Annotated in this window: 27 protein-coding genes and 1 tRNA gene; 20 read left to right on the top strand and 8 right to left on the bottom strand. The window is 58.7% G+C overall.

The features are described 5' to 3' along the window. The first annotated feature begins 47 nt into the window (after window positions 1-47). Window positions 48-593, top strand: coding sequence for a 1,2-dihydroxy-3-keto-5-methylthiopentene dioxygenase (locus tag HKK53_RS11260; protein ID WP_169370885.1), 546 nt, complete (start codon window positions 48-50; stop codon window positions 591-593). 4 nt (window positions 594-597) lie between these two features. After that, window positions 598-1,290, top strand: a complete 693-nt coding sequence (mtnC, locus tag HKK53_RS11255) for an acireductone synthase (protein WP_169370884.1) — start codon at window positions 598-600, stop codon at window positions 1,288-1,290. A gap of 175 nt (window positions 1,291-1,465) precedes the next feature. Here mtnC and HKK53_RS11250 read toward each other — a convergent pair whose 3' ends face one another. Beyond that, entirely contained in the window at window positions 1,466-1,744 is a 279-nt protein-coding gene (locus tag HKK53_RS11250; protein ID WP_054048577.1) for a DUF3509 domain-containing protein, read from the bottom strand. A gap of 343 nt (window positions 1,745-2,087) precedes the next feature. Between HKK53_RS11250 and HKK53_RS11245 the strand changes: the two genes are divergently transcribed. The 10 genes from HKK53_RS11245 (at window position 2,088) to HKK53_RS11200 (ending at window position 11,125) form a co-directional block, all read left to right on the top strand. Beyond that, the gene (locus HKK53_RS11245; RefSeq protein WP_169370883.1) at window positions 2,088-3,914 is read left to right on the top strand and encodes a long-chain-acyl-CoA synthetase; all 1,827 of its coding nucleotides are present in this window, start codon (window positions 2,088-2,090) and stop codon (window positions 3,912-3,914) included. 96 nt (window positions 3,915-4,010) lie between these two features. Next, entirely contained in the window at window positions 4,011-4,529 is a 519-nt protein-coding gene (locus HKK53_RS11240; RefSeq protein WP_169370882.1) for an ankyrin repeat domain-containing protein, read from the top strand. Between the two features lie 61 nt (window positions 4,530-4,590). Continuing rightward, complete coding sequence (locus HKK53_RS11235) at window positions 4,591-5,121, top strand: hypothetical protein (RefSeq protein WP_169370881.1); 531 nt, start codon at window positions 4,591-4,593, stop codon at window positions 5,119-5,121. Window positions 5,122-5,192: 71 nt separating this feature from the next. Next, the gene (locus HKK53_RS11230) at window positions 5,193-5,384 is read left to right on the top strand and encodes a PLDc N-terminal domain-containing protein (RefSeq protein WP_123403173.1); all 192 of its coding nucleotides are present in this window, start codon (window positions 5,193-5,195) and stop codon (window positions 5,382-5,384) included. A gap of 247 nt (window positions 5,385-5,631) precedes the next feature. Continuing rightward, the gene (gene speE / locus HKK53_RS11225) at window positions 5,632-6,507 is read left to right on the top strand and encodes a polyamine aminopropyltransferase (protein ID WP_169370880.1); all 876 of its coding nucleotides are present in this window, start codon (window positions 5,632-5,634) and stop codon (window positions 6,505-6,507) included. 183 nt (window positions 6,508-6,690) lie between these two features. Beyond that, window positions 6,691-6,924: a hypothetical protein gene (locus tag HKK53_RS11220; protein ID WP_149656879.1), complete on the top strand. Its 234-nt coding sequence runs from the start codon at window positions 6,691-6,693 to the stop codon at window positions 6,922-6,924. A 214-nt stretch (window positions 6,925-7,138) separates the two neighbouring features. Next, the gene (locus tag HKK53_RS11215) at window positions 7,139-7,480 is read left to right on the top strand and encodes a ribonuclease E inhibitor RraB (protein ID WP_054048564.1); all 342 of its coding nucleotides are present in this window, start codon (window positions 7,139-7,141) and stop codon (window positions 7,478-7,480) included. A 460-nt stretch (window positions 7,481-7,940) separates the two neighbouring features. After that, window positions 7,941-9,350 carry a circularly permuted type 2 ATP-grasp protein gene (locus HKK53_RS11210; RefSeq protein WP_054048561.1) on the top strand — a complete coding sequence of 470 codons (1,410 nt, stop codon included), beginning with the start codon at window positions 7,941-7,943 and terminating at the stop codon, window positions 9,348-9,350. A 12-nt stretch (window positions 9,351-9,362) separates the two neighbouring features. Beyond that, complete coding sequence (locus tag HKK53_RS11205; RefSeq protein WP_133836635.1) at window positions 9,363-10,313, top strand: alpha-E domain-containing protein; 951 nt, start codon at window positions 9,363-9,365, stop codon at window positions 10,311-10,313. Next, entirely contained in the window at window positions 10,310-11,125 is an 816-nt protein-coding gene (locus tag HKK53_RS11200; RefSeq protein WP_169370879.1) for a transglutaminase family protein, read from the top strand. Before HKK53_RS11205 ends, HKK53_RS11200 begins: the two co-directional genes overlap by 4 nt. A gap of 120 nt (window positions 11,126-11,245) precedes the next feature. On the opposite strand, the gene HKK53_RS11195 is transcribed toward HKK53_RS11200, so the two are convergent. After that, window positions 11,246-12,097, bottom strand: a complete 852-nt coding sequence (locus tag HKK53_RS11195; protein ID WP_169370878.1) for a c-type cytochrome — start codon at window positions 12,095-12,097, stop codon at window positions 11,246-11,248. Window positions 12,098-12,662: 565 nt separating this feature from the next. On the opposite strand from HKK53_RS11195, the gene HKK53_RS11190 reads away from it, so the two are divergent. The 3 genes from HKK53_RS11190 to HKK53_RS11180 all read left to right on the top strand — a co-directional run bounded on the left by HKK53_RS11190 (window position 12,663) and on the right by HKK53_RS11180 (window position 16,859). Next, window positions 12,663-13,868 carry an acetyl-CoA C-acetyltransferase gene (locus HKK53_RS11190; RefSeq protein WP_169370877.1) on the top strand — a complete coding sequence of 402 codons (1,206 nt, stop codon included), beginning with the start codon at window positions 12,663-12,665 and terminating at the stop codon, window positions 13,866-13,868. 28 nt (window positions 13,869-13,896) lie between these two features. Continuing rightward, a complete protein-coding gene (locus HKK53_RS11185) occupies window positions 13,897-16,041 on the top strand; it encodes a 3-hydroxyacyl-CoA dehydrogenase NAD-binding domain-containing protein (protein WP_169370876.1) in 2,145 nt (714 codons plus the stop codon). Between the two features lie 95 nt (window positions 16,042-16,136). Further along, window positions 16,137-16,859 (top strand): amidotransferase, encoded by a 723-nt coding sequence (locus HKK53_RS11180; protein WP_169370875.1) that lies wholly within the window; start codon window positions 16,137-16,139, stop codon window positions 16,857-16,859. Window positions 16,860-16,898: 39 nt separating this feature from the next. On the opposite strand, the gene HKK53_RS11175 is transcribed toward HKK53_RS11180, so the two are convergent. The 3 genes from HKK53_RS11175 to HKK53_RS11165 all read right to left on the bottom strand — a co-directional run bounded on the left by HKK53_RS11175 (window position 16,899) and on the right by HKK53_RS11165 (window position 19,813). Further along, window positions 16,899-17,870, bottom strand: a complete 972-nt coding sequence (locus HKK53_RS11175; RefSeq protein ID WP_169370874.1) for a magnesium and cobalt transport protein CorA — start codon at window positions 17,868-17,870, stop codon at window positions 16,899-16,901. Window positions 17,871-18,186: 316 nt separating this feature from the next. Beyond that, window positions 18,187-18,909, bottom strand: coding sequence for a 1-acylglycerol-3-phosphate O-acyltransferase (locus HKK53_RS11170; protein WP_169370873.1), 723 nt, complete (start codon window positions 18,907-18,909; stop codon window positions 18,187-18,189). 214 nt (window positions 18,910-19,123) lie between these two features. Then, window positions 19,124-19,813, bottom strand: coding sequence for a crotonase/enoyl-CoA hydratase family protein (locus HKK53_RS11165; protein ID WP_169370872.1), 690 nt, complete (start codon window positions 19,811-19,813; stop codon window positions 19,124-19,126). Window positions 19,814-20,121: 308 nt separating this feature from the next. Between HKK53_RS11165 and HKK53_RS11160 the strand changes: the two genes are divergently transcribed. The 5 genes from HKK53_RS11160 (at window position 20,122) to HKK53_RS11140 (ending at window position 22,683) form a co-directional block, all read left to right on the top strand. After that, window positions 20,122-20,211, top strand: a tRNA-Ser gene (locus HKK53_RS11160). Between the two features lie 204 nt (window positions 20,212-20,415). After that, window positions 20,416-20,634, top strand: coding sequence for a hypothetical protein (locus HKK53_RS11155; protein ID WP_169370871.1), 219 nt, complete (start codon window positions 20,416-20,418; stop codon window positions 20,632-20,634). 288 nt (window positions 20,635-20,922) lie between these two features. After that, window positions 20,923-21,915: a hypothetical protein gene (locus HKK53_RS11150; RefSeq protein ID WP_169370870.1), complete on the top strand. Its 993-nt coding sequence runs from the start codon at window positions 20,923-20,925 to the stop codon at window positions 21,913-21,915. A 197-nt stretch (window positions 21,916-22,112) separates the two neighbouring features. After that, a complete protein-coding gene (locus HKK53_RS11145) occupies window positions 22,113-22,448 on the top strand; it encodes a hypothetical protein (RefSeq protein WP_169370869.1) in 336 nt (111 codons plus the stop codon). Beyond that, window positions 22,441-22,683, top strand: a complete 243-nt coding sequence (locus HKK53_RS11140) for a hypothetical protein (protein WP_169368743.1) — start codon at window positions 22,441-22,443, stop codon at window positions 22,681-22,683. The genes HKK53_RS11145 and HKK53_RS11140 overlap by 8 nt, the downstream gene beginning before the upstream one ends. Here HKK53_RS11140 and HKK53_RS11135 read toward each other — a convergent pair. The 3 genes from HKK53_RS11135 to HKK53_RS11125 form a co-directional block, all read right to left on the bottom strand. Continuing rightward, on the bottom strand, window positions 22,667-23,851 hold the full coding sequence (locus tag HKK53_RS11135; protein ID WP_169370868.1) for an Arm DNA-binding domain-containing protein: 1,185 nt from the start codon (window positions 23,849-23,851) through the stop codon (window positions 22,667-22,669). The two genes, HKK53_RS11140 and HKK53_RS11135, sit on opposite strands and share 17 nt — an antisense overlap. Window positions 23,852-23,957: 106 nt before the next feature. After that, complete coding sequence (locus HKK53_RS11130; protein ID WP_169370867.1) at window positions 23,958-24,128, bottom strand: hypothetical protein; 171 nt, start codon at window positions 24,126-24,128, stop codon at window positions 23,958-23,960. Continuing rightward, window positions 24,118-24,366 carry a hypothetical protein gene (locus tag HKK53_RS11125; protein WP_169370866.1) on the bottom strand — a complete coding sequence of 83 codons (249 nt, stop codon included), beginning with the start codon at window positions 24,364-24,366 and terminating at the stop codon, window positions 24,118-24,120. Before HKK53_RS11125 ends, HKK53_RS11130 begins: the two co-directional genes overlap by 11 nt. Window positions 24,367-24,398 lie beyond the last annotated feature (32 nt).

Genomic DNA, 24,398 nt, shown 5'->3' with positions numbered 1-24,398 from the left:
CGGTCTGAAAGAACCGGAAGGCGCCGCCGATACCGAGGAATTGCCCCATGAGCAGCCTGTCCGTTTATCACGTCTCCAGCCCTGAACTACCGAACAAGGTCCTGACCCACTTCGAAGACATCGCCTCGACCCTCGCCGAGCAAGGCGTGCGCTTCGACCGCTGGCAAGCTACGGCGAAAATCCAGCCCGGCGCCAGCCAGGAAGAAGTGATCGGCGCGTACCAGGAACAGATCGATAAGCTGATGACCGAACGCGGTTACGTCACCGTCGATGTGATCAGTCTCAACAGTGATCACCCGCAAAAAGCCGAACTGCGGGCCAAGTTCCTCGACGAACACCGCCATGGCGAAGACGAAGTACGATTTTTCGTCGCCGGCCGTGGGCTGTTTACCCTGCACATCGACGATTACGTCTACGCCGTGCTCTGCGAGAAAAACGACCTGATCTCGGTCCCGGCCGGCACGCCGCACTGGTTTGACATGGGCGAGCATCCGCATTTCGTCGCGATCCGCCTGTTCAACAACCCGGAAGGCTGGGTCGCCAAGTTCACCGGCGAAGACATCGCCAGCCGCTTCCCGCGCCTGGAGGACTGAGCCGATGCCGATCAAAGCGATTCTCACCGACATCGAAGGCACCACCAGCGCGGTGAGTTTTGTGTTCGACGTGTTGTTTCCCTACGCGGCTAAACACTTGCCGGACTTTGTTCGCCAAAACGCTGCGCGTGCAGATGTTGCCGAGCAACTGGACGCCGTGCGCCGGGACAGCGGCGAATCTCAGGCTGACGTTGAGCGGGTGATCGAGATCCTGCTGGGCTGGATCGCCGAGGACCGCAAGGCCACGCCGCTCAAGGCATTGCAAGGCATGGTCTGGGAACAGGGTTATCAGGCCGGCCAGTTGAAGGGCCACGTCTACCCGGATGCCGTTGATGCGCTGAAACACTGGCATCAGGAGGGATATCAACTGTTTGTGTATTCCTCGGGCTCGATTCAGGCGCAGAAGCTGATCTTCGGCTGTTCCGAGGCGGGGGATTTGTCGCCGCTGTTCAGCGGTTATTTCGACACCACGTCGGGGCCCAAGCGTGAAGCACAGTCCTACGCGCGCATTACCCAGGCGATGGGCCTGGAGGCTGGGGAGATTCTGTTCCTGTCTGACATCGTCGAAGAGCTGGACGCGGCGCGCACGGCGGGCATGGCGACTTGCGGATTGGCGCGAGAGGGTGGCGAACTGGCAGGGCACATAACGGTCGACAGCTTCGCGCGGATCAACCCTGTGGCTATGTCACCCACATAACCTGTAGGAGCGAGGCTTGCCCGCGAAGGCGTTGGATCAGCCAATATCTATATCGACTGACACACCGCTTTCGCGAGCAAGCTTCGCTACTACGCGGGGATTGCGTGACTCCAGAAACAACTCAGGCCGTGAAGCGAAAGCTCTCACGGCCTGTGTGTTTAAAGCGTCGAACGATTTACGCCGAATGATACGTCGGCAGAGCAAACCGCTGCTGGCTCTGCAGCATCGAGATCTGTGGCAGTTCGCTGGCCTGTTCCGCCAGGTCGCGACGGATCGCGCTGATGACCCACGACAGTTGATCGCCAGCATGCAATTGCTGGTAGGAAATCGAACGTTTGAAGACTTTGCCTTCGGTGCTGCGCAGTGTCAGCAGAATGCCGCCGTCAGGGCGTGCCTGGGTGGTCACGTCGAAGTTAGAGAACAGCGAGGTAAATTTTTCTTGGATCAGGCTCATGTCTATCAGCTCCGTTAGCACTTGATTAGCAAGCATGGAGAGGTAGTTGCAGCGATTGTGCCAGCACCTTAATTTTTAAAATTCTTTATAAATCAATGAGTTATTAATCTGTCGATTTTTTGCTTTCGTGCAATCTGCATGAATGGCCATCGTGCATCCTGCATTTTGCGTGGTTGCGCACGATTGAATGGAACGAATGGCACGGCCAGGGATCGCGTTTGCCCGGCCCTTGATGGCGGATACAAAACATTGCAAAAACCGCGTGTACAGCTCCAGAACCGCTGACGTATTTTCGGGCTGAATCAACGCCGCCCGACAATAAGAAGATCGAACGGGAGCCACCATGAGCGACACGATTACCTGGGGCATGATGCTCCGCAAATTGCCGACCATCGCCAAAGCCATCCCCCGGGTGGTGAAGGGCATGAAGGTCGCCAACGTCAAGGACCCGACCCAACCGTGCGGCCTCGGCTGGAGCTTCGAGCAAGCGACCCTGCGCAATCCCGACGGCGTCGCCTTGCTGCAAGACGCAGTGGCGCTGACGTATACGCAGGTCAACCAGTGGGCCAATCGCATTGCCCATCACCTGATCGACCAAGGGATCGGCAAGGGCGATGTGGTAGCGATCTTCATCGAGAATCGTCCGGAACTGCTGGTAACGATCCTGGCGGTGGCCAAGGTCGGAGCGATCAGCGCGCTGCTTAATACCTCGCAAACCCGCGACACCCTGGCCCACAGCCTGAACCTGGTGGCACCGGTGGCGATCATCGTCGGCGAGGAGCTGGCGCCGGCCTATTCGGCGGTTCGCGGGCGGGTCGAGATCGCGGCGGCGCGCACCTGGTTTGTGGCCGATCGCGATACCTACAGCTATCCGGGCATTTCGCCCGATCACTTCATCAACATGATGATGGCCAGTGCCGACGCCTCCAGCGACAACCCGGCCAGCAGTCATCAGGTGTTTTTCGACGACCCTTGCTTCTACATCTATACCTCCGGCACCACGGGGCTGCCGAAGGCGGGCGTGTTCAAGCACGGGCGCTGGATGCGCAGCTCGGCCAGCTTCGGCATGATTGCGCTGGATATGCAGCCCGAAGACGTCGTGTATTGCACCTTGCCGCTCTATCATGCCACCGGGCTGTGCGTATGCTGGGGCTCGGCCATCAGCGGCGCTTCGGGGTTCGCCATCCGGCGCAAGTTCAGCGCCAGTCAATTCTGGAACGACGTGCGCAAATACCGCGCGACCACCCTCGGTTACGTCGGCGAATTGTGTCGCTACCTGGTCGATCAACCGCCCAGTGCCGACGACAGCCAACACGGCGTGACCAAGATGATCGGCAATGGCCTGCGTCCCGGCGCCTGGCGCGAATTCAAGACGCGCTTCGCGGTGGACCATATCTGCGAGCTGTACGCGGCCAGCGACGGCAATATCGGTTTTACCAACATCCTCAACTTCGACAACACCATCGGTTTTTCCCTGATGTCCTGGGACCTGGTGGCGTATGACCACGACAGCGGCGCGCCGATTCGCAATGCCAAGGGTTTGATGAGCAAAGTCGCCAAGGGCGGGCAGGGCTTGTTACTGGCAAGAATTGACGACAAGGCGCCGCTGGACGGCTACACCGATCCGCAGAAAACCGAGAAAGTCGTGCTCCACGATGTATTCACCAAGGGCGATCGTTACTTCAATACCGGAGACCTGCTGCGCAACATCGGTTTCGGACACGCGCAGTTCGTTGATCGCCTGGGCGACACCTACCGCTGGAAGGGCGAAAACGTCTCCACCACCGAGGTCGAGAACATTCTGTTACAGCACCCGAACATCTGCGAGGCGGTGGCCTACGGCGTGGAAATCTGCAACACCAACGGCCGGGCCGGGATGGCGGCGATTACGCCGACTGAATCCCTGGCGACCCTGGATTTCGCGGAGCTGCTGACTTTTGCACGCCAGCACATGCCCGCTTACGCGGTGCCTTTGTTCCTGCGGCTGAAGGTGAAAATGGAAACCACCGGGACCTTCAAATACCAGAAGACGCGGCTCAAGGATGAAGCGTTCGACCCGGGCAAAACCGGTGATGACCCGATCTACGCCTGGCTGCCGGGCACCCAGACGTACGTGCAAGTCACCGGGCAGGTGCTGGCGGATATTCGTGGTGGCAAGTATCGCTATTGAATCTGGCTATGGTGGCTCTTGAGAAAAAAGGAGTGACAGGGGCAGGAGCGCTCGGGAAACTGTCGGCTTTCCGATTGACCGAATAGAGAGTCCCCCATGTCAGACCAAAGCCGCCAGATGACGCCCGAAGAAGCTGCCGAATTCGCCGAACAGGTGTTCAATAAAGCGCGCGAGGGCGATGCGGCCATGATGGCCGCGCTGCTGACCAAAGGCCTGCCGCCGAACCTGCGCAACCACAAGGGCGACACCTTGCTGATGCTCGCCGCCTACCACGGCCACGTCGAGACCGTGAAAGTGCTGCTGGAGCACAAGGCCGACCCGGAAATCCGCAACGACAACGGCCAGAGCCCGATTGCCGGCGCCGCGTTCAAGGGCGACCTGGCGGTGGTCACGGCGTTGGTCGAAGGCGGCGCGCAAGTGGAAGGCTCGTCGTTCGACGGCCGCACCGCGCTGATGATGGCGGCGATGTTCAACCGCGTTGAAATCGTTGATTACCTGATCAGCAAAGGTGCCGATCCGAAGGCCAAGGACGCCAATGGCGTGTCGGCGCTGGATGCGGCGAAGACCATGGGCGCCGTAGATACCACAGCTCAACTACAGAAATTGCTGGCGTAACCCCCTGTAGGAGGTATCCTTCGCGCCCTCAAAATTTCCCCTAGCTACAGGATCCATCCCCATGAAAACCGCACTCGTCGAACTCATCAGCAAAATCAGCTCCGGGTGCATGGGCGATGACGAAATCCTGAAGATCGCTGACGAAGCGGCCCAGGCTTACGCCGATCCAGATGCTTTTCTGGCCGCCAACCCGGACATCAACTTCGACGACACCTTCCCGATGCCGTTGGGCGAATGGGTGGTGGTGGGCAGCCTGCCGGAAACCGTGTTGTTCCAGGCCGACACCTACATGGACCTGTTCGCCCAGATCGTCGCTTCGTTTGGCCCCGGCGTTGATTTCAATATCAAGCCCAAGCAACTGGCCAAGACCGAAGCCCTGACCGCGCTCAATCGCATTCAGGTGCAGATGGGCAGCATGAACAAGGAAAACGGCGGTTACACGCTGATGAACTTCAGCCAGTTGCTCGACGATGAACTGCAAGTGGTACTGGTCTACGGCAACGACGTGCCCCGCGTGCTTGAACTGTGCGCCCAGGTCGGCATCGCCGCCGCGCCTTCGCTGGAAGCCCTGAAAGTGGCGATCCACGTTTAATGCAATAAAACGGAACCCTCGCAGGAGCCGACTATCCTAAGACTGCATGCCACTATCTTGGGAGCGACACCATGGGTTCCAGTTTCAACGGTCTGGTTGGCCTGATCATTCTTGCCCTGGACATCTGGGCCATCATCAACGTGCTGAAAAGCGGCGCAGAAACCGGGATGAAAATCATCTGGGTGCTGCTGATCCTGCTGCTGCCAGTACTGGGCCTGATCATCTGGGCCATCGCCGGGCCGCGGGGCAATGTCCGCATCTGACACCGCCCCCTGTAGGAGCGAGGCTTGCCCGCGAAGGCGTCGTGTCATTCAACATTGATATCGACTGATACGCCGCCTTCGCGGGCAAGCCTCGCTCCTACAGGATCGCGGCGAGTCATCACGTGACGTTCGACCTGTCATGTTCCGCAACGTAGAATGCGCGCCTTTGCCGGGCAATCGAGCCTTTCGATTGGCCATCATGGGCGGGTAACCGTCCGTTGCCGCCGCATTCATCGGAGCACTTCCCATGACCACCACCAAGACCAGCGAATACCTGGAAACCCTCTACGAAGGCTACGGCCAGCGTTTTCGCATGGAAAAACTGCTGCACGAAGTGCGCACCGAACACCAACACCTGGTGATCTTCGAAAACCCGCGCATGGGCCGGGTCATGGCGCTGGACGGTGTGATTCAGACCACCGAAGCCGACGAATTCATCTACCACGAAATGCTCACCCACGTGCCGATCCTGGCTCATGGCTCGGCCAAGCGCGTGCTGATCATCGGCGGTGGCGACGGCGGCATGCTGCGTGAAGTGGCCAAGCATGGCAGCGTCGAACACATCACCATGGTCGAGATCGATGGCACCGTGGTCGACATGTGTAAAGAGTTCCTGCCGAACCACTCCAAGGGCGCGTACGACGATCCACGGCTGAACCTGGTGATCGACGACGGCATGCGTTTCGTGGCGACCACCACCGAGAAATTCGACGTGATCATTTCCGACTCCACCGACCCGATCGGACCGGGCGAAGTGCTGTTCTCGGAGAACTTCTACCAGGCCTGCCACCGCTGCCTGAACGAAGGCGGCATCCTGGTGACCCAGAACGGCACGCCGTTCATGCAACTGGGCGAAGTGCAGACCACCGCCGGGCGCTTGCGCAGCCTGTTCCCGGACTGGCATTTCTACCAGGCGGCCGTGCCGACCTACATCGGCGGCGCGATGACGTTCGCCTGGGGCGCGACCAATACCGCCTATCGCAAGTTGTCCCGCGAAACCCTGCAACAGCGCTTCGCCGGCAGCGGCATCATCACCCGCTACTACAACCCGGAAGTTCACATCGGCGCATTCGCCATGCCGCAATACGTGCTGAACGCGATCAACAAGCCAAGTAACGACTGAAACCTACGCACACCCCTGAACAACGCATAACCCCTGTAGGAGCGAAGCTTGCTCGCGAAAGCTTCGCTCCTACAGGTTCTGTGTTTTTTCATGATCCAGCGCTGCAATTCGTTTGAACGATCAGTCAGGCCAAAAGTCCAGATAGTTGTAAGCCCATTTGCGGGCTTGATCGAGGAGGCACTGATGCAAAAGTGGAAAATCACTTTCGTGGATGATCACGGCGAAACGCTCGATGAAGTCTTTGAGTGCGACGAGTGCCCGGACAACGAGCACGCCGCCAAACTCATCAAGGCCCGGCTCCTTCCTGTTGCCGCCGAACTGGATCTGAACGATCTGGAAGGGCGAACCAGCGACGCCAGCGTCAAAAGTCTCAAGACGCAGAACAGCATTCAAATCCTCGGCATCACTCCTGTCTGAACCTCACCTGTCTCATTCTCAACCAGGCCTTGGCAGCGGCTCCGACTTGGGGCTACTCTGCAAGCGAGATCAGCGAACGGATCGCTAAGGTCTGGTCTTGTCAGCTACATGCTTAAATCCCGGCGGCAACCTGGTTGCCGTATCGCCTTCACCATTCGGTTGCGGGCGTCGGGTGTACGGAAAGTCTATCCATAGGGTTTTAGGAGGACGTTTCATGAGCACAGCCTATCAAGAAGACATCAGCACCAGCGTACTGCGCCGCATGAAGGAAGGCGGTTTCGACTTTTCACGATTCCATCCCATCGAGTTCTACGCGATTTTCCCGGACGAGGAGCGGGCACGCAGGGCGGCAGGTCATTTTTGTGGTGAATCCTTGAATGCCCAGATCAGCGTGCGCGACGACGGCGCATGGCATCTGGAACTGAGCAAAGTGATGTACGCCACCTACGACGGCATTGGCGACTTTGAGCAGGACTTCGAGGCCGTGGTCGAACCTCTGGGCGGGATCATCGAAGGATGGGGCGTCAAACAGGAGGTACGAGGGCTACTCGCATAACATTATGAACAGCGACAACATTCAGCAACGGCTGACCTTCGGGTTGGCCGTTTTCGTTTGTCGGATTGGAAGATCAAAAGAACGCAGCCTCGTTTCACTCGACAGCTGCTACAGAGTGAAACGAGGCTGCGATCTCTTGATCTTGCTTTTGATTCACAACATTTCAAAACCCAAAAAAAAGCCGCCTGAACAGGCGGCCAAAGGGAAGTTCGAGAGGTTTTGAAACGATTGCGCCGATTATCCGCACCAACCCCCGGGCAGTGAAATCAACTCTGGCTATGCTGGTGATAGGCGACAACATTGCTTCGCAATGAAGCGGGGGCGATCAGGTTGGGGCGTTTGCCGCACAGGATTGGTGCGGTGGTTTTGGGGCGATTATCCAACTGATTGAAATCAAAGCGTTTATGCCGATGGCACGGGCCTTGCGATGCCTAGATGTCCGGGTGACAAGGAGTACGGCATGATCCGCACCTATTTTGATGAAATGTACGATGCCGGCGGCCTGGTCCGCCCGCATTATCGGGAGTTCGCCCGTTGGCTGGCCGAAACGCCTGACGAGCTTTTGGCACAACGGCGACGCGAGGCCGATCTGTTGTTTCATCGTGCCGGCATAACCTTCACGCTCTACGGTGATGAGCAGGGGACAGAGCGCCTGATTCCCTTCGACACCATTCCCCGCAGCATCCCCGCCAGCGAATGGCGGATCGTCGAACGTGGCTGCATCCAGCGAGTCAAGGCGTTGAACATGTTCCTCGCCGACCTCTATCACGAGCAGCGCATTATCAAGGCCGGCATCATCCCGGCCGAGCAGGTGCTGGCCAACGAGCAATACCAGTTGGCGATGCAAGGGCTGGATCTGCACCGGGACATCTATTCCCACATCTCCGGCGTCGATCTGGTGCGCGACGGCGACGGCACGTATTACGTGCTCGAAGACAACCTGCGGACACCGAGCGGCGTGAGCTACATGCTCGAAGACCGCAAGATGATGATGCGCCTGTTCCCCGAGTTGTTCGCCGCGCAACGCATTGCCCCCATCGACCATTATCCGAACCTGCTGCTCGACACCCTGAAAAGCTCCAGCCCGATCGATAACCCGAGCGTGGTGGTGCTGACCCCTGGCCGCTTCAACAGCGCGTTTTTCGAGCACGCCTTTCTGGCGCGGGAAATGGGTGTGGAACTGGTGGAAGGCGCGGACTTGTTCGTGCGGGACGACAAGGTGTTCATGCGCACCACGGACGGGCCGAAAGCTGTCGACGTGATCTATCGGCGCCTCGACGATGCGTTCCTCGATCCGCTGGCGTTCAACCCGGATTCGATGCTCGGCGTGCCAGGACTGCTGTCGTCCTATCGCTCGGGCAACGTGGTGTTGGCGAATGCCATCGGCACCGGGGTGGCGGATGACAAGTCGGTGTATCCGTTCGTGACCGACATGATTCGTTTCTACCTGGATGAAGAGCCGATCCTGAAAAACGTACCGACCTTCCAGTGTCGCAATCCCTCGGAACTGTCCCACGTCCTGGCCAATCTGCCTGACCTGGTGGTCAAGGAAACCCAGGGCTCCGGCGGTTACGGAATGCTGGTGGGGCCTGCGGCGACGGCGGCGGAAATCGAGTCGTTCCGCGCGCGGATCAAGGCCAAGCCCCACGCGTATATCGCGCAACCGACCTTGTCGCTGTCGACCTGTCCGACCTTTGTCGAAAACGGCATCGCGCCACGCCACATCGACCTGCGTCCGTTTGTATTGTCTGGCCGCGAAACCCGGGTTGTGCCCGGCGGTTTGACCCGTGTTGCTTTGCGTGAAGGCTCCCTGGTGGTGAATTCCTCCCAGGGCGGCGGCACCAAGGACACCTGGGTGGTCGAGGATTGAAGGAAGCCTGCCATGTTAAGTAGAACTGCCTCGGATTTGTATTGGATGTCGCGTTACCTGGAGCGGGCGGAAAACCTCGCACGGATGCTCGACATCAGTTATTCGCTATCGCTGATGCCGCAGGACGGTCGCGGCGATGGCCTGCACGAACTGGCGATGCCGCTGCTGATCACCGGCACCCTCGACGATTACCTGGAGCGCCACGGTGAGCTGCATGCCGAGCGGCTGCTGCATTTCTTCGCCCTGGACGCGGCCAACCCGGCGAGCATCTACAGTTGCCTCGGTTCGGCGCGGGCCAGTGCCCACGCAGTGCGTGGGCGAATCACCGCCGACATGTGGGAAAACATCAACGCCACCTGGCTGGAAATTCGCGGGATCGCCGAGCAGGGCTTGAGTCGCTATGGCATGAGCCGTTTTTGCGAGTGGATCAAGGAACGTTCCCACCTGTTTCGCGGCGCGTCCTACGGCACGATCATGCGTAACGATGCGTTCCGCTTCATTCGTCTGGGGACGTTTATCGAACGGGCTGACAACACGTTGCGCCTGCTCGATGCCCGTTACGAAATGGCCGGCGATCAGGCCGAAGCGGTCAGCGACGGCACGGCGCACGCCTATTACCAGTGGAGTGCGTTGTTAAGAGCACTGTCGTCGTTCGAGGCTTACACCGAGATCTACCGCGATGCACCGGGCGCCCGGCATGTCGCCGAATTGCTGCTGTTGCGCGCCGACGTGCCGCGTTCCCTGCGTGCCTGTACCGAAGAAATCGACCAGATCCTCGCCCAGTTGCCGGGGGCCAATGGCCGTCCCGCACAACGCCTGGCGGCGGAAATGGACGCGCGCCTGCGCTACACCGGCATCTCCGAAATTCTCGACGAAGGCCTGCACGCCTGGCTGACCGAGTTCATCCCACTGGTGCGCCAGTTGGGCAACGCCATTCACAGTTCCTACCTGGAGGCTGCATGAGACTTTCCATTAGCCACGAGACCACCTATCACTACGAAGATCAGGTGCGGGCGAGCATCCAGTATTTGCGGCTGACCCCACACGACAGCGAGCGCCAGCACGTGCTCAGCTGGCAGCTCGACCTGCCGCGCCCGGTGCGCGCGCAACTTGATCCGTTCGGCAACATCCTCCATGTGCTGACCATGGACGAACCCCACGAAGCGATCATCATCGGTGCCCGTGGCCAGGTCGATATCGATGAACTGCGCGAAGCCGAGCACGAGAGCCAGTCGGCGCTGCCGTTCCTGCGTTTCACCCGGCTGACCGAGCCCGACGAAGCCTTGCGCGCGTTCGCGGAAAAGGAGTGCAAAAAACGCCGGGACCGCACCGCTCTGATCGATTTGATGCAGGGCCTGAATCAGTACATGACCTACACGCCGGGCTCCACCGAAGTCGACACCACGGCGGCGAAGGCCTTCGCCGGGCGCTCTGGTGTGTGCCAGGATCACACCCATGCGTTCCTCGCCTGCGCCCGCAGCCTGGGGATTCCGGCGCGTTATGTGTCGGGGTATTTGTACAGCGAGAACAGTGAACACCTGGCCAGCCACGCCTGGGCCGAAGCCTGGCTGGATGACGCGTGGTACAGCTTTGACGTGACTAACCAGTTGGCCCGACCGGAGCGTCATTTGAAACTGGCGGTGGGCCTGGATTATCTGGATGCCTGCCCGGTACGCGGGATGCGCCGCGGCGGTGGGTGCGAACAGATGCATGCGAAGGTATTTGTCTCACCGACGCCGGTGTTTGCGCCGGTGATTTCCGTTCAGCAACAATAACCCGACGCACTGATCGTTCCCACGCAGAGCGTGGGAATGCCTCAATGGACGCTCAGCGTGCGCTGTTGGGACGCGGAGCGTCCCGGGCTGCATTCCCCCGCAGAGCGTGGGAACGATCGGCTAGGGCTTAACCTTACGCCCCGCCATATGCTTCAAATACCCCACCAGCAAATCCAGATCCCCCGCCGGCAACACCTGCTCGGAAAACGCCGGCATCTTCGCCTGCGGCCACTGGCGCAAGCTCTGCGGATCACGGATATAGCGCTTGAGGAAGTCCGCGCCGAAATACTCGGTGGGGTTATACGGAATATTCAGGTCCGGCCCGAACTGCGCATCACCCGCGCCATTGAGTCGATGGCACGCCAGGCAATTCTTCTGAAACAACGCAAACCCCAGATTCACCGGATCGTCCGTCTTCAACGCAGGATCGGGCAGCAGGGCAGGGAAGCGCTGGGCCACCGGCGCCATGCGCTTGATACTGGCGACTTCGAACGGCCATTGTTCGGGGCTGATATTGCCGGCCTGCGGATCAGTCCAGACCAGATAAAACGGCCCGGCGCTGTGCTTGCCTTCGGACAGTGGCGGCCATGGCTTGGCCGGGTCTTCAATCGCCAGCCAGGCCTGTGGGCCTTTGGTATTGAGTAACGGCGCCGCCGCCAACTCGGCGGCAAAACCGTCCAGGGCCACGGCTTGCAGGTGGTCATCAGGCTTGATACCCGTCAACAACGCCGCCAACGGCACCGCGCGATAACTCATATCGCGTTTGTAGGAAACGTCATTGCTGATGCTGATGGTCTGGGCCTGAGGATGCTTGAGCAACTCCTCGGTCTGCCAGGTGCGACTGCTCGCGCCCAGCTCGAGGTTCAGCTGTGCGGCATACAAGGGCGTGCCGAACAGCAAGGCCCCGAACAGAATAAGTGCTTTCAAGTGATCGCCATCCCTGTCGTGGAAATGCCCTGAAGGTTGGCACACCCACGCTGGCCCGGGTAGCGAGCCAGTCACATTTTTATGAGGCGATAGCAAATCCTGACGCTGTTTTTTTACCAGCGACTAGCCGATCACCTTGGTCAGGTTCGGCAAAATCAACAACAGCGTGGTGGCGAATAGGATGAGTCCGGCTTGACGTACTTTCGAATGTTTGAACATGGCTGACCGCCTTTTTTTGTTATTTCCTGATGCCTGCCTGCATATCTCCATGACGGCAAAGCACTGCACTTCCTGTAGGACGAGAGCCTCGGCAAAACCCGACGACAACTTCGTACATCTTCACCTTAGAGCCCGCGTCACGCTTGGTTTAGATCCATTTCGTATGGTGTAAACGTTAAAAGCTCTTAAAAAGGCATGAGGCCTATTGCCAGCTGCTTGGACGCCCGTTGGCTAGACAGCTTCGTCACCTGAATCGGTTAATCCGATCGCCGATGACCGTCCGTCTGAGCGTGAGCGTCAACGTCGGTGAGCATTGCGGTCATTGAATACGTGGCTGCTCGGCATAAGGTAAGAACTCAGCATTTATTCGCCGCACAGGTTCGAGGACCACATGACCGAAGCTTTGATTTTCGACGCGTTACGCACGCCCCGTGGCAAGGGCAAGGCCGATGGCGCGTTGCACAGCGTCAAACCGGTGAGCCTGGTGGCCGGGTTGCTGACGGCGTTGCAGCAGCGCACGTCCCTGGACACCAGCCAGGTCGATGACGTGGTGCTCGGCTGCGTTACGCCGATCGGCGATCAAGGCTCCGACATCGCCAAGACCGCGACGCAGATCGCCGATTGGGACGTCAGCGTGGCCGGTCTGCAGATCAATCGCTTCTGCGCCTCGGGCCTGGAAGCGGTGAACCTTGGGGCGATGAAAGTCCGTTCCGGTTTCGAAGACCTGGTGGTGGTCGGCGGCGTCGAATCGATGTCCCGGGTGCCGATGGGCAGCGACGGCGGCGCCTGGGCGCTGGACCCGGAGACCAACCTGCACAGCCATTTCACCCCGCAAGGCGTCGGCGCCGACCTGATCGCCACCATCGAGGGTTTCAGCCGGCAGGACGTCGATGCCTACGCGCTGTATTCCCAGCAAAAAGCCGCGCGGGCCCGGGCGGACGGTTCGTTCAACAAGTCGCTGGTGCCGGTGCAGGACCAGAACGGCATCATCCTGCTCGATCACGATGAGTTCATCCGCGCCGAATCAACGATGGAAGGCCTGGGCAAGCTCAAGCCGAGTTTCGAAATGATGGGGCAAATGGGCTTCGACGCCACCGCGTTGCGGGTCTACAGCCACATCGAACGGATCAACCACGTGCACACCCCGGGCAACAGCTCCGGGATCGTCGACGGCGCAGCACTGATGCTGATCGGCTCCGAGGCCAAGGGCCGGGCGCTGGGCTTGCAGCCACGGGCGCGGATCGTCGCCACGGCGGTCACCAGCACCGACCCGACGATCATGCTCACCGGCCCGGCGCCGGCCACCCGCAAAGCCCTGGCCAAAGCCGGGTTGCGGGTCGAAGACATTGATCTGTTTGAGGTCAACGAAGCCTTCGCTTCGGTGGTGTTGAAGTTCATCAAGGACATGGCCATCGACCCGGACAAGGTCAACGTCAACGGCGGCTCGATCGCCATGGGTCACCCGTTGGGCGCCACCGGTTGCGCGATCCTCGGCACCCTGCTCGATGAACTGGAAACCCGGCGCCTGCGCTACGGCCTCGCGACCTTGTGTGTCGGCGGCGGCATGGGCATCGCCACCATCATCGAACGCCTCTGAGCCTCCCCGATTTCAAGGAAATTCCTTCATGACTGAAGCCATTCGTTACGAAAAAGGTCAGGATCAGATCGTCGTCCTGACCATCGACATGCCAGGCCAGAGCGCCAACACCATGAACGCGGTGTACCGCGAGGCCATGGCCACCTGCGTCGCCCGGTTAGTGGCGGAAAAGGACAGCATCGCCGGCGTCATCATCACCTCGGCCAAGAAAACCTTCTTTGCCGGCGGCGACCTCAATGAACTGATCAAGGTCGGCAAACCCGAAGCCAAAGCCTTCTACGACATGGTGCTCACGCTCAAAGGGCAACTGCGCACCCTGGAAACCCTCGGCAAACCAGTGGTCGCCGCGATCAATGGCGCGGCGCTGGGCGGTGGTTGGGAAATCTGCCTGGCCTGCCATCACCGCGTGGCGCTGGACAATGCGTCGGTGCAACTTGGCCTGCCGGAAGTCACGCTGGGCTTGTTGCCGGGTGGCGGCGGGGTGGTGCGCATGGTCCGCATGCTCGGCTTGGAAAAAGCCCTGCCGTACTTGCTCGAAGGCAAAAAAGTGCGGCCGCAACAGGCATTGCAGGCCGGTTTGATCGATGAGTTGGCGGCGGATCACGCTGAACTGCTGGCCAAGGCGCGGGCGTGGATTCTTGCCAATCCGACCGCCGTGCAGCGATGGGATGTAAAGGGTTATCAGATTCCGGGCGGCACGCCGTCGAACCCGAAAGTCGCACAAATGCTGGCCATCGCGCCATCGATCCTGCGCGCCAAAACCCAAGGCACCATGCCCGCGCCGGAGAAAATCCTCTGCGCGGCGGTGGAAGGCGCCCAAGTGGATTGCGACACGGCGCACCTGATCGAGACCCGTTACTTCACCGAGTTGACCACCGGCCAAGTGTCGAAAAACCTGATCGGCACGTTCTGGTTTCAGCTCAATGAGATCAATGCCGGTGGCTCGCGGCCGCAGGGTTTTACGCCTTATGTCACGAAAAAAGTTGGCGTGCTGGGCGCGGGGATGATGGGGGCCGGGATCGCTTTCGTCAGTGCTTCGGCCGGGATCGACGTGGTGCTCAAGGACATCAACGTTGCGGCAGCGGAAAAGGGCAAGGCGCATTCGGCGGCATTGCTGGACAAGAAAGTCTCGCGCGGCCAGTTGAGCGTCGAGCAGCGCGATGCGGTGCTGGCACGGATCAAAACCACGGAAAAAGATACCGACCTGGCCGGTTGCGACCTGATCATTGAAGCGGTGTTTGAAGATCGCGAGCTGAAAGCCAAAGTCTCTTCGGCAGCACAAAAAGTCGTCGGCGCAGACGCGGTCATCGCGTCCAACACCTCGACCTTGCCGATCAGCGGCCTCGCCACCGCCGTGCCGGACCAGAGCAAGTTCATTGGCCTGCACTTCTTCAGTCCCGTGGAAAAAATGCCTTTGGTGGAAATCATCAAAGGCGCGAACACCAGCGACGAAACCCTGGCACGCGGTTTCGATTTTGTCCTGCAAATCAAGAAAACCCCGATTGTGGTCAACGACAGTCGCGGCTTCTTTACTTCACGAGTATTCGGCACCTTCACCAACGAAGGCATCGCCATGCTCGGCGAAGGCGTGAGTGCGCCGATGATCGAGACCGAAGCGCGCAAGGCCGGGATGCCGATCGGTCCTCTGGCCATCTCCGACGAAGTGTCCCTCAGCCTGATGAGCCACATCCGTCAGCAAACGGCCAAAGACCTACAGGCAGAAGGAAAACCGCTGATTGAGCATCCGGCGTTCGCTGTGATTGACTTGCTGCTCAACGAATACAAGCGTCCGGGCAAGGCCGCTGGCGGTGGTTTCTACCATTACCCGGCCGCAGGGCAGAAACATCTGTGGCCGGAGCTGAAAACCCGCTTCGAGAAAGCCGACGGGCAGATTTCGCCGAAGGATGTGCGTGATCGCCTGTTGTTCGTGCAAGCCATCGAAACCGTGCGCTGCGTGGAGGAGGGCGTTCTGACTTCGACGGCGGATGCCAACGTCGGCTCGATCTTCGGTATCGGCTTCGCCGCCTGGACCGGTGGTGCGCTGCAATTCATCAATCAATATGGCGTGAAAGACTTCGTCGCCCGCGCCCAGTACCTGGCCGAGCAGTACGGTGAACGCTTCACGCCTCCAGCGCTGCTGCTGGAAAAAGCCGCCAAAGGGGAAGCGTTCTAAGGGACCGATGACGCATTCCGGGGCTTGCCTTGCCACCGTGTTTCAAGGCAGGCTCTGGGGTGTGCATTATTCCCATCACGTGTCAGGTATTTTTTATGTCGTTACGCATCTGCATTCTGGAAACCGACATCCTGCGTCCGGAACTGGTCGATCAATATCAGGGGTACGGGCAGATGTTCCAGCGTCTGTTTTCGCAACAACCCATCGAAGCCGAGTTCACCGTCTACAACGTGATGCAGGGCGAATACCCCAGCGATGAGCTGACCTTCGACGCCTACCTGATCACCGGCAGCAAGGCCGATTCTTTCGGCACCGACCCGTGGATCGAAACCCTCAGGGCTTACCTGCTCAAGCGCTACGAGCGCGGCGATAAACTGTTGGGCGTGTGCTTCGGCCATCAGCTGTTGGCATTGCTGCTGGGCGGCAAGAGCGAGCGCGCGACCCAGGGCTGGGGCGTGGGCATCCACAACTACAAACTCGCGGCGAAGGCGCCGTGGATGAGCCCGGTTCGGGAAGAGCTGACACTGCTGATCAGTCATCAGGACCAAGTGACCGCGCTGCCGGAAAACGCCACGGTGATTGCCTCGAGCGATTTCTGCCCGTTTGCCGCGTACCACATCAACGACCAGGTGCTGTGCTTCCAGGGGCATCCGGAGTTCATTCACGACTACTCACGGGCGCTGTTGGAGATTCGTCAGGAAGCGTTGGGTGAGCAGGTGTATTCCAAAGGCGTGGCGAGTCTTGAGCATGAGCATCATGGTGCTACGGTCGCAGAGTGGATGATGCGGTTTGTGGCGCATAAGCCAGCTGCGGTCTGACGCAAAACCTGTGGCGAGGGGGCTCGCCACTCTGGTTTCTTACAACCACCCGGATTTCTTGAAACTCGCCCACAAACTCACACACCCCACGGCAATAAACCCCAATACCCCGAAATACCCGTAATGCCAGCTCAACTCCGGCATGTTCTGGAAGTTCATCCCGTAGATCCCGGCCACCGCCGTCGGGAACGCCAGGATCGCCGCCCATGCCGCGAACTTGCGTTGCACCACGCTCTGGCGTGATGCCTCGAGCAATACTCCGACCTCAATCGTCTGACTGGCAATGTCCGCCAGGGTCGTCAGGTCTTCCATCTGCCGTGTGACGTGGATCTGTACATCACGGAAGTACGGGCGCATGTTCTTGTCGATAAACGGAAAGCTCAGCTTCTGCAGCTCCTCACCAATCTCCACCATCGGCGCCGCATACCGGCGCAAGCGCAGCACGTCACGGCGCAGGCTGTGAAGTTTCTGGATGTCGTGCTCATTCAATGCGCTGCACAGCACGTTGCGCTCCAGCTCATCGATCTCGGCATGAATCGCTTCGCCCACCGGCTGGTAGTTTTCGATGACGAAATCGAGGATGGCATAGAGTACGAAATCTTCCCCGTGCTCCAACAACAACGGACGCGCCTCACAGCGTTGTCGGACGTGGGCGTAGGACGCCGAGTGACCATTGCGCGCGGTGATGATGTAGCCGTTGCCGGCAAAAATGTGAGTCTCGATGAATTCCAGTTTGCCTTCATGGCGGATTGGCGAGTACGTGACAATAAACAGCGCATCGCCGAAGGTTTCCAGCTTCGGTCGACTGTGTTTTTCCAGGGCGTCTTCGATGGCCAGTTCGTGCAGGTTGAACTGGCGTTGCAGGTTGGTCAGCTCCTGAGCGTTGGGCTCTTCGAGGCCGATCCACACAAAGTGCCCGGTCTTCGCCGCCCAGGCTGCGCCTTCATCGAGGGTGATATTGGTGATTTTTTTACCGGCGCTATAAACCGCAGCAGCAACAACTCGACCCATGATGGTGGTTCACTTCTTATTCAATGGCAGTGGCAGGCAGTGTGCAGCTTAGCCTTCTGCTTGTTCTGATTCAGTGAAATCTGCAGAGTTCGTCGCAAGCGTTTCGCAGGCAAAAGAAAACCCGCACAGGGCGGGTTCTGTAGCAGCTGCCGAGCCTGCGAGGCTGCGTTCGGCTGCGCAGCAGTCGTAAAACCTGAGCACACGGTCTTCCTGAAACACAGCGTAGGCTGATTTTACGACTGCTTCGCAGCCGAACGCAGCCTCGCAGGCTCGGCAGCTGCTACAAGCCGAACGCAGCTGCTACGGGGCGTGTGTTTCAGGCGGCTTGCAGTTGCCGATCCATCGAGGCGATGCACTCGCGCATCTGCTCGCGGCACTGGGCGATCAACAGCGGCATGTCGTCCATGCTCAACCCGGCGGTGGGAATCGCCGGCAGCGAGCGGATCAGAATTTTCCCACTGCGCCAGCGGTTCAATCGCATGTGTTTGACGTAACTGCTGACACACACCGGTACGATCGGCACGCCGGCGGCAATCGCCATCTGGAACGCGCCTTTCTTGAACGGCAGCAAGTCTTCGCCGAGGTTGCGCGTACCTTCCGGGAACACCCAGATCGAGGTGTCTTCGTGCTGCAAGGTGTGGGTGGTGGTGAGCATCGACTGGCGCGCCTTGTGCGCATTGCCGCGATCGATCAACACATTGCCCGCCAGCCAGAACAACTGGCCAAACAGCGGCACCCACTTCAGGCTTTTTTTGCCGATACACACGGTGCGGCGGGGCACCACATTGCCGAACACGAACAGATCGTAGTTGGATTGATGGTTGGCGATGATCACGCAACTGTCGGGCTTGTCCATCAACGGACCGACGTCGGTCTTCACCCGCAGGCGCAAAATACACATCGCCGGCCAGGCATAGAGACGCGCGCATAAACGGCTGTTGTCCGGGTTGAACGGCCGGCACAGGCCCAGGATCACCCCCAGCACACCGGCCAGAATAAAGTGCAGGCCCATCAATAACATACGAAACACAAACAGCATTTACAGGCCCCACCGGGACAAAAGGTGGCGCAGTGTACGGATGTGCACTGTTTTCGGCAATTGCCGCTATAGAGGTGGGAGATAGGCGATGTTTAAGCGCATGTTTCCGACTTGTGGGTCAGACGCGACCTAGAGCGGTTGCAGGCTTTTCAACAGAGCACGTACGAAAAAGCCCGACACGACGGTCGGGCTTTTCGTTGTAGCAGGCGTGGGCTTAACCCAGATGTTCCTGATCCTGGATGATCGCGTTGTCCAGCGTCTCCAGCAGCGCCTTGCGCACTTTCAGCTTGGTGTTCTTGTGCGCGGTCATGTTGATCTTCTTCAACTGACGCGCCGCCGCCAATGCTGCACCTTGCAGTTCCTCGGCCGACACCACAACGTCAAGGAAACCGGCAGCAATCGCGCTCTGCGGGTTGAACATCTCGCCATTGATCACCGAACGATGCAGCGCCGCGTTGCTCAGGCGATCACGGGCCAGCTCGATCCCGGCGTGGTGCATGGTCATGCCGATCTGCACTTCGTTCAGGCCAATGCTGAACGGACCGTCGACACCAATGCGGTAATCCGCCGACAACAACAGGAACGCACCCTTGGCCACCGCGTGCCCAGGGCACGCCACGATCACCGGGAACGGATGCGACAACAGGCGACGAGCCAGGGTCGAACCAGCCGTCACCAACGCCACGGCTTCTTTAGGCCCTGCCGTCATCACCTTCAAGTCATAACCGCCCGACAGAATCCCCGGCGTACCGGTAATGATCACTACTGCACGATCAGTCACCGCCTGATCCAGCGCAGCGTTAAATGCCGCAATCACGTCCGGCGAAATGGCATTCACCTTGCCGTTGCTCAACGTCAGGGTCGCGATACCGTCTTCGAGGTGGTAAGAAACTAACTCACTCATGACGCTAATCCTTGTATGAAAGTTGAGGCAGACGTTACCCACCGCCGCAGGCCAGGTAAAGCGCCGTGACTGACCCGCCAGTCACCCTTTCCCCGCCCGCCAGGCGTAGCCGGCCATGCCGGTCGTGCATTCCCCTCTCTATAGAAGAGGGCGCGACGCCAGAGATTGGCCGGTTTGCCATGCCCCGGAACCCGCCGTAGCACCTGAATCGCTAACCGCATGAAAATTCTGAAAAAAATATTTGCCATCGGAAAAGCTTTCGACTACATTAGCGCGCCTCGACAGACAGAACATGTTTGAAGAGATACGGTGAAGTGTCCGAGTGGCTTAAGGAGCACGCCTGGAAAGTGTGTATACAAGAAATTGTATCGAGAGTTCGAATCTCTCCTTCACCGCCACATTCAGTAAACGCAAACCCCTGATTTTCCTAGAGAAAGTCGGGGGTTTGTGGTTTTTGGCGTCTGAAAAAAGGCCATATGGGACTGAGATGGGACTGGGGCGCTATTTTGGTGCAAAAATGGCCACCACCGAATGGCTGGCTGACCTGCGCCAGCGATTCGATGAACTAGGCTTGTGCGAACCGCACTCCAAGGAAGGCTGCTATGCCAAATAACTCAGATTCCAACATTGCCACTGCAGATGCACTCACGTTACTACTGCACAACCAGCATGCGCTTGGGGCGGCGATAGAGGAGGTCACCAAGTGGCTTTCGGAGAATGGCGTAGGGACAGTTGCAGAGAACGCGCTCGGGGCTATGGAAACCCTGGATGAAAACGCGAAAGCGATTACAGACGCGATTATGCGACTGCGGCAGTCGTAGCCAATCGACCCTCGCAAGCAGCCATCGGCCAACAGCAGCTTGGTTCTGTGCATACCGTCTATAAGATCGGTGTGTCTCATGCAATTTAAAAGTCCAGCTATACTGTATTGATCAACAGTAGTCTTGCTTTCGAGCATCGCTTTCTGAAGGTTTACTGGGAGCAGTCCGCCAAGGTATGCACTGGTTCCAACCAGGGCTTAGCGGCACGAAATCTAGCCATGATGACGATGCTGCTCCGCAGCCGTCTAATGCCTAGCACTAGAATCTTGATATCTAAGACAGGTCCGCATGCACGAGACACTCGATAGAAATTTTGAGATCCGCACGTTCCATGCCATTTCTGACATCGAGGCGCTCCCAGGCTTCAAAATAGAAAACCCAGTATCACCTAAAAATTATAAAGATCTTGTTGGGGAATATTTTCTTAATGAGGAAGTGAAGTGCTGCCTTCTGAAAGGCAATGACAAATTATGTAATGAGGGGCACAAGTGGGGGTTTGTTGCAGTGCTTGCCGATAATAGCATTACGCTTGTTGGTAACGATTGCGCCCAAACAAAATTTAAAGGTGGGTCAAAACTTAGTGTTGACAGAGCTAAGTACCTTAATCAAAAGAAGTATGAAGAAGGGCTAGAACGCCTTAGGGCCCTGGTTGAAAAAAAAGACTCCGCGCTCAACGAAGTTCAACAAGTGAAAGCAGACTTGGTTAAAGTCCAAGGTCGCGTTCATGAAATGCGTGCGAAACTCGGTCCTCAGACTATCAGGCACCTTGAATCCATTGCTCGTACCGGTGCGTACGCTCTGTCAGTTATCGGTGTGACTTCAAAGGAATACACGGCTAAGGATGGGAAGAAAAAAACTGATCGTCGTACTCAGCGTATGACGCTGGGTACGATAGCTAACACAAACTTCCTTTTAGATGAGAAATACCGAGATATTTTGCGTAACCTCTCTGACGTCCAAAAAGCCTACGGTGAAGCAGAGAAAATAGAGCAAAACGTCAGCACGTTGAAACTTAATGCTCTCACGAGAAGGATGGATTTAATTGAGCTGGCAAGGAAAAATGTTTTTCAACTTGTTGAGCAAGAGCAACAATTCGCGGCCAGCGATTTAAGTGTGCTGTGCTATGTTACTTCGGATAAGGCGGAGCGATATAAATCTGCGAAATACGCTTTAGAACAAGTTGATCAAGATTCCGGAAGAGGAAAAGCTAAGGAATGGCTTGCAGAGAAAGATCGTATTTTTCGCACCCAATTGAATGTTACAAAAATCGAAATATTATGATTGATAAGGATGGGTCGCAAAGTACTTCCGACTGATACATGGAATTCCGCCCTATGTTCAATCGGCCCCCACACCTGGCCCAGGTGTGGGGGCCTTTTTTCGGGGCACGGAAACCAGGCCCCGGGGGACTGGTCTACCATTATCGGACCCGTAGGTTTTTCCACAAACGCCTACTGACTCACTCAGGAACTCGACTCATGTCTCACTTCTTTGAAGGCTTGGCCACCGTCGCTGTGATCGCCCGCTACGAGGGGCGTCCACCGGCCGAGTTGACGACTCTCGAATGCCCGGTGCGCTTGAGTAAGGTCGGTTCCGATTGCACTCGCGTGGAGCTGGCGCACTTCTTGGAAGGCCCCAAGGACGCCAACATGCTGCGGGTGATTCTGCCCGACGGGCTGATGGTGCAGGGGCTGATCGTTGGCGGCAGCAACCAACCGCTGGGCGGCTGGTTGCTGATCGATGTCGAATCTGGCGAGCTGGGGTTTGCACTGCCGGCGAACGGCTCCGGTTCGAACGAGGATCAGCATGGATAAGGCACTGTCTACGCTGAATCTGCCGCACGGGGTGGAGATTCAAACACTGAAACTTCTGCAGCAAATTGCCCGGGCGCACACGGCGGACGATCTGTTTCGCGCCAGCGACCGCGCCGAAGGGCGCTGGGTCCCGGTACGCTCGCGACGTGAGCGGCTGCGCACCTGGGCCAGCTTGACGGCAGTGGGGCGCTTTGCCGACAGCGTCGGCCTCAGTGGATTCAGTGTAGAGCTGTAACCGGTGACAGCTTAAGGGCCAGTTGCAGCATACCCACCACGTCCGGTCCGTCTTCATTGATCCACGTCCCGTAGTGCTGACGAATCATGTTGCCGTTGGTGTGGCCCATCTGCTCGGCAATCCAGTCGATTGACGCCACGCCGGTGGTCAGCAACTGACTGGCGTAAGTGTGCCGGCATTGCCCGGGTCCACGATAACGCACCCCGGCGGCGAGCAAGTGCGCCTTGAAGAAGCGATCGCGCACCACGAAGTCGTTGGCGTGCGGCAGGCCGCTTTTGGTGTTCAGGAACACGAAGTGCAGCTTGTGTGGCCGCACCGTCTTGTTGTCCCGCTCGACGATCTCCACGGTTTCTGCCTTGCGTTTGCGCGTTAGCGCATCGATCTTGCGCAGGGCGTCCCACGCCGGGGCCAGCAGGCGCACCCGGCGCATCGATCGGCGGGTTTTCGTCACCCGGTAGGCGCCGCGCACCTTGGAGCGGCGAAAGGTCACCGTGCCCTGCGCCAGGTCGACATCCTCCCAGGCCAGGGCAATCGTCTCCGACACGCGCGGGCCGGCCCACAACATGAACTGCACCATCAGCAGTTCGTGTGTGCGGCTGGTCGGGGTGTCGAGGATCTGTTTGATTTCCGCCCGGGTGAACGGGTCCGGGGCTTCCGGATCGGGCAGGCGCACCATCAACCCCTCGGTCGGGTCGTGCGCCACTTTCATCCGCGTGCGGTACAAGCGAAACACCTGGCGCACGTTGCTGATGATGTCGCGGATGGTCTTGTTCTTCAGGGTGTTCGACAGCGTGCCTTGAATCCATTCCTGCAGGTCGAGGTGATCGATCTGGTTAATCTGCACCTTGCCCCAGCGTGGCCGCACATGCACTTCGGCCTTGTTGGCGTAACCTCGGTAGCTTGAAGCCGCGACGCTGTTGGCCTTGATCTTCAACCACAGATCCAGGTAATGACCAAAGGTGTTTTCCACCAGCCGGGGCGAGTTCGGAAAGTGCCGGGCGTAATCGAAGGTGCCGGTCTGGATCTCGTATTCAATGATGTCGGCCAGGCGTTTGGCCTGGGCCACGGTAGCCGGTGTGTTGCTGCCCGGGACCGTTTCCCGGCATTTCTCCCCGTTGTATTGAAAATAGATTCTCACGGACTTGCCGCGAGCTTCGACCCCACTCATGTAAACCCCTAACGCTGTACTCGTGTATCGACAGTCTGACGATCGGAAATAAAAAGGCCCGTTTCCGGGCCAAGTATCTGCAAGCGCATCTTCTGGTGGACGCGGCTTAGCGCTTAGGTTTGTAGTTACGCAGATGGGCGTTCTGCAACTGGCGTCGCCGGCTGCATTTCAGATGGTTGCCCTGGGCACGCCACTTGCCGCACTGGTCGCACACGCTGGTGTGATCGATGTTCCAGGGAAACCGCCGAGTCGGTGTTGCGGCCGGATCATTGGTCATGGCGCGGCCCCCGTGCGGCAGGGCGGGCGAGCACCTGGCTGATCACGGCGGCATCCGTTTCGCTCAGGTCGCCCAGGGTGCTGGCTATCTGGCTGAGGCTTTCGAGGCGGGTGCGGGACTCGGGGGTTTTGTGCACCAGGTAGCCGATGACGGCGGCGCCGATGATCGCGGTGGCCACCAGGTGTCGCGCCGGTGTGGTAGCCTTCGTGCCGCTGCTGCTTTGGTTCTGTGCTTGCATGGTATAGCCCTCGGTAGTGGTTCGGTGTCGAG

Origin of the sequence: Pseudomonas sp. ADAK7 (assembly GCF_012935675.1) — a bacterium.
GTDB lineage: Bacteria > Pseudomonadota > Gammaproteobacteria > Pseudomonadales > Pseudomonadaceae > Aquipseudomonas.
Note: the sequence above shows the minus strand (reverse complement) of the source record. Positions and strands in the feature narration are given on the sequence as shown.

Excerpts from the sequence above, each read along its gene's own strand:
- HKK53_RS11260 (WP_169370885.1), top strand. The coding sequence starts at position 48 with ATGAGCAGCCTGTCCGTTTATCACGTCTCCAGCCCTGAACTACCGAAC.
- mtnC (WP_169370884.1), top strand. The coding sequence starts at position 598 with ATGCCGATCAAAGCGATTCTCACCGACATCGAAGGCACCACCAGCGCG.
- HKK53_RS11250 (WP_054048577.1), bottom strand. The coding sequence starts at position 1,744 with ATGAGCCTGATCCAAGAAAAATTTACCTCGCTGTTCTCTAACTTCGAC.
- HKK53_RS11245 (WP_169370883.1), top strand. The coding sequence starts at position 2,088 with ATGAGCGACACGATTACCTGGGGCATGATGCTCCGCAAATTGCCGACC.
- HKK53_RS11240 (WP_169370882.1), top strand. The coding sequence starts at position 4,011 with ATGTCAGACCAAAGCCGCCAGATGACGCCCGAAGAAGCTGCCGAATTC.
- HKK53_RS11235 (WP_169370881.1), top strand. The coding sequence starts at position 4,591 with ATGAAAACCGCACTCGTCGAACTCATCAGCAAAATCAGCTCCGGGTGC.
- HKK53_RS11230 (WP_123403173.1), top strand. The coding sequence starts at position 5,193 with ATGGGTTCCAGTTTCAACGGTCTGGTTGGCCTGATCATTCTTGCCCTG.
- speE (WP_169370880.1), top strand. The coding sequence starts at position 5,632 with ATGACCACCACCAAGACCAGCGAATACCTGGAAACCCTCTACGAAGGC.
- HKK53_RS11220 (WP_149656879.1), top strand. The coding sequence starts at position 6,691 with ATGCAAAAGTGGAAAATCACTTTCGTGGATGATCACGGCGAAACGCTC.
- HKK53_RS11215 (WP_054048564.1), top strand. The coding sequence starts at position 7,139 with ATGAGCACAGCCTATCAAGAAGACATCAGCACCAGCGTACTGCGCCGC.
- HKK53_RS11210 (WP_054048561.1), top strand. The coding sequence starts at position 7,941 with ATGATCCGCACCTATTTTGATGAAATGTACGATGCCGGCGGCCTGGTC.
- HKK53_RS11205 (WP_133836635.1), top strand. The coding sequence starts at position 9,363 with ATGTTAAGTAGAACTGCCTCGGATTTGTATTGGATGTCGCGTTACCTG.
- HKK53_RS11200 (WP_169370879.1), top strand. The coding sequence starts at position 10,310 with ATGAGACTTTCCATTAGCCACGAGACCACCTATCACTACGAAGATCAG.
- HKK53_RS11190 (WP_169370877.1), top strand. The coding sequence starts at position 12,663 with ATGACCGAAGCTTTGATTTTCGACGCGTTACGCACGCCCCGTGGCAAG.
- HKK53_RS11185 (WP_169370876.1), top strand. The coding sequence starts at position 13,897 with ATGACTGAAGCCATTCGTTACGAAAAAGGTCAGGATCAGATCGTCGTC.
- HKK53_RS11180 (WP_169370875.1), top strand. The coding sequence starts at position 16,137 with ATGTCGTTACGCATCTGCATTCTGGAAACCGACATCCTGCGTCCGGAA.
- HKK53_RS11175 (WP_169370874.1), bottom strand. The coding sequence starts at position 17,870 with ATGGGTCGAGTTGTTGCTGCTGCGGTTTATAGCGCCGGTAAAAAAATC.
- HKK53_RS11170 (WP_169370873.1), bottom strand. The coding sequence starts at position 18,909 with ATGCTGTTTGTGTTTCGTATGTTATTGATGGGCCTGCACTTTATTCTG.
- HKK53_RS11165 (WP_169370872.1), bottom strand. The coding sequence starts at position 19,813 with ATGAGTGAGTTAGTTTCTTACCACCTCGAAGACGGTATCGCGACCCTG.
- HKK53_RS11155 (WP_169370871.1), top strand. The coding sequence starts at position 20,416 with ATGCCAAATAACTCAGATTCCAACATTGCCACTGCAGATGCACTCACG.
- HKK53_RS11150 (WP_169370870.1), top strand. The coding sequence starts at position 20,923 with ATGCACGAGACACTCGATAGAAATTTTGAGATCCGCACGTTCCATGCC.
- HKK53_RS11145 (WP_169370869.1), top strand. The coding sequence starts at position 22,113 with ATGTCTCACTTCTTTGAAGGCTTGGCCACCGTCGCTGTGATCGCCCGC.
- HKK53_RS11140 (WP_169368743.1), top strand. The coding sequence starts at position 22,441 with ATGGATAAGGCACTGTCTACGCTGAATCTGCCGCACGGGGTGGAGATT.
- HKK53_RS11135 (WP_169370868.1), bottom strand. The coding sequence starts at position 23,851 with ATGAGTGGGGTCGAAGCTCGCGGCAAGTCCGTGAGAATCTATTTTCAA.
- HKK53_RS11130 (WP_169370867.1), bottom strand. The coding sequence starts at position 24,128 with ATGACCAATGATCCGGCCGCAACACCGACTCGGCGGTTTCCCTGGAAC.
- HKK53_RS11125 (WP_169370866.1), bottom strand. The coding sequence starts at position 24,366 with ATGCAAGCACAGAACCAAAGCAGCAGCGGCACGAAGGCTACCACACCG.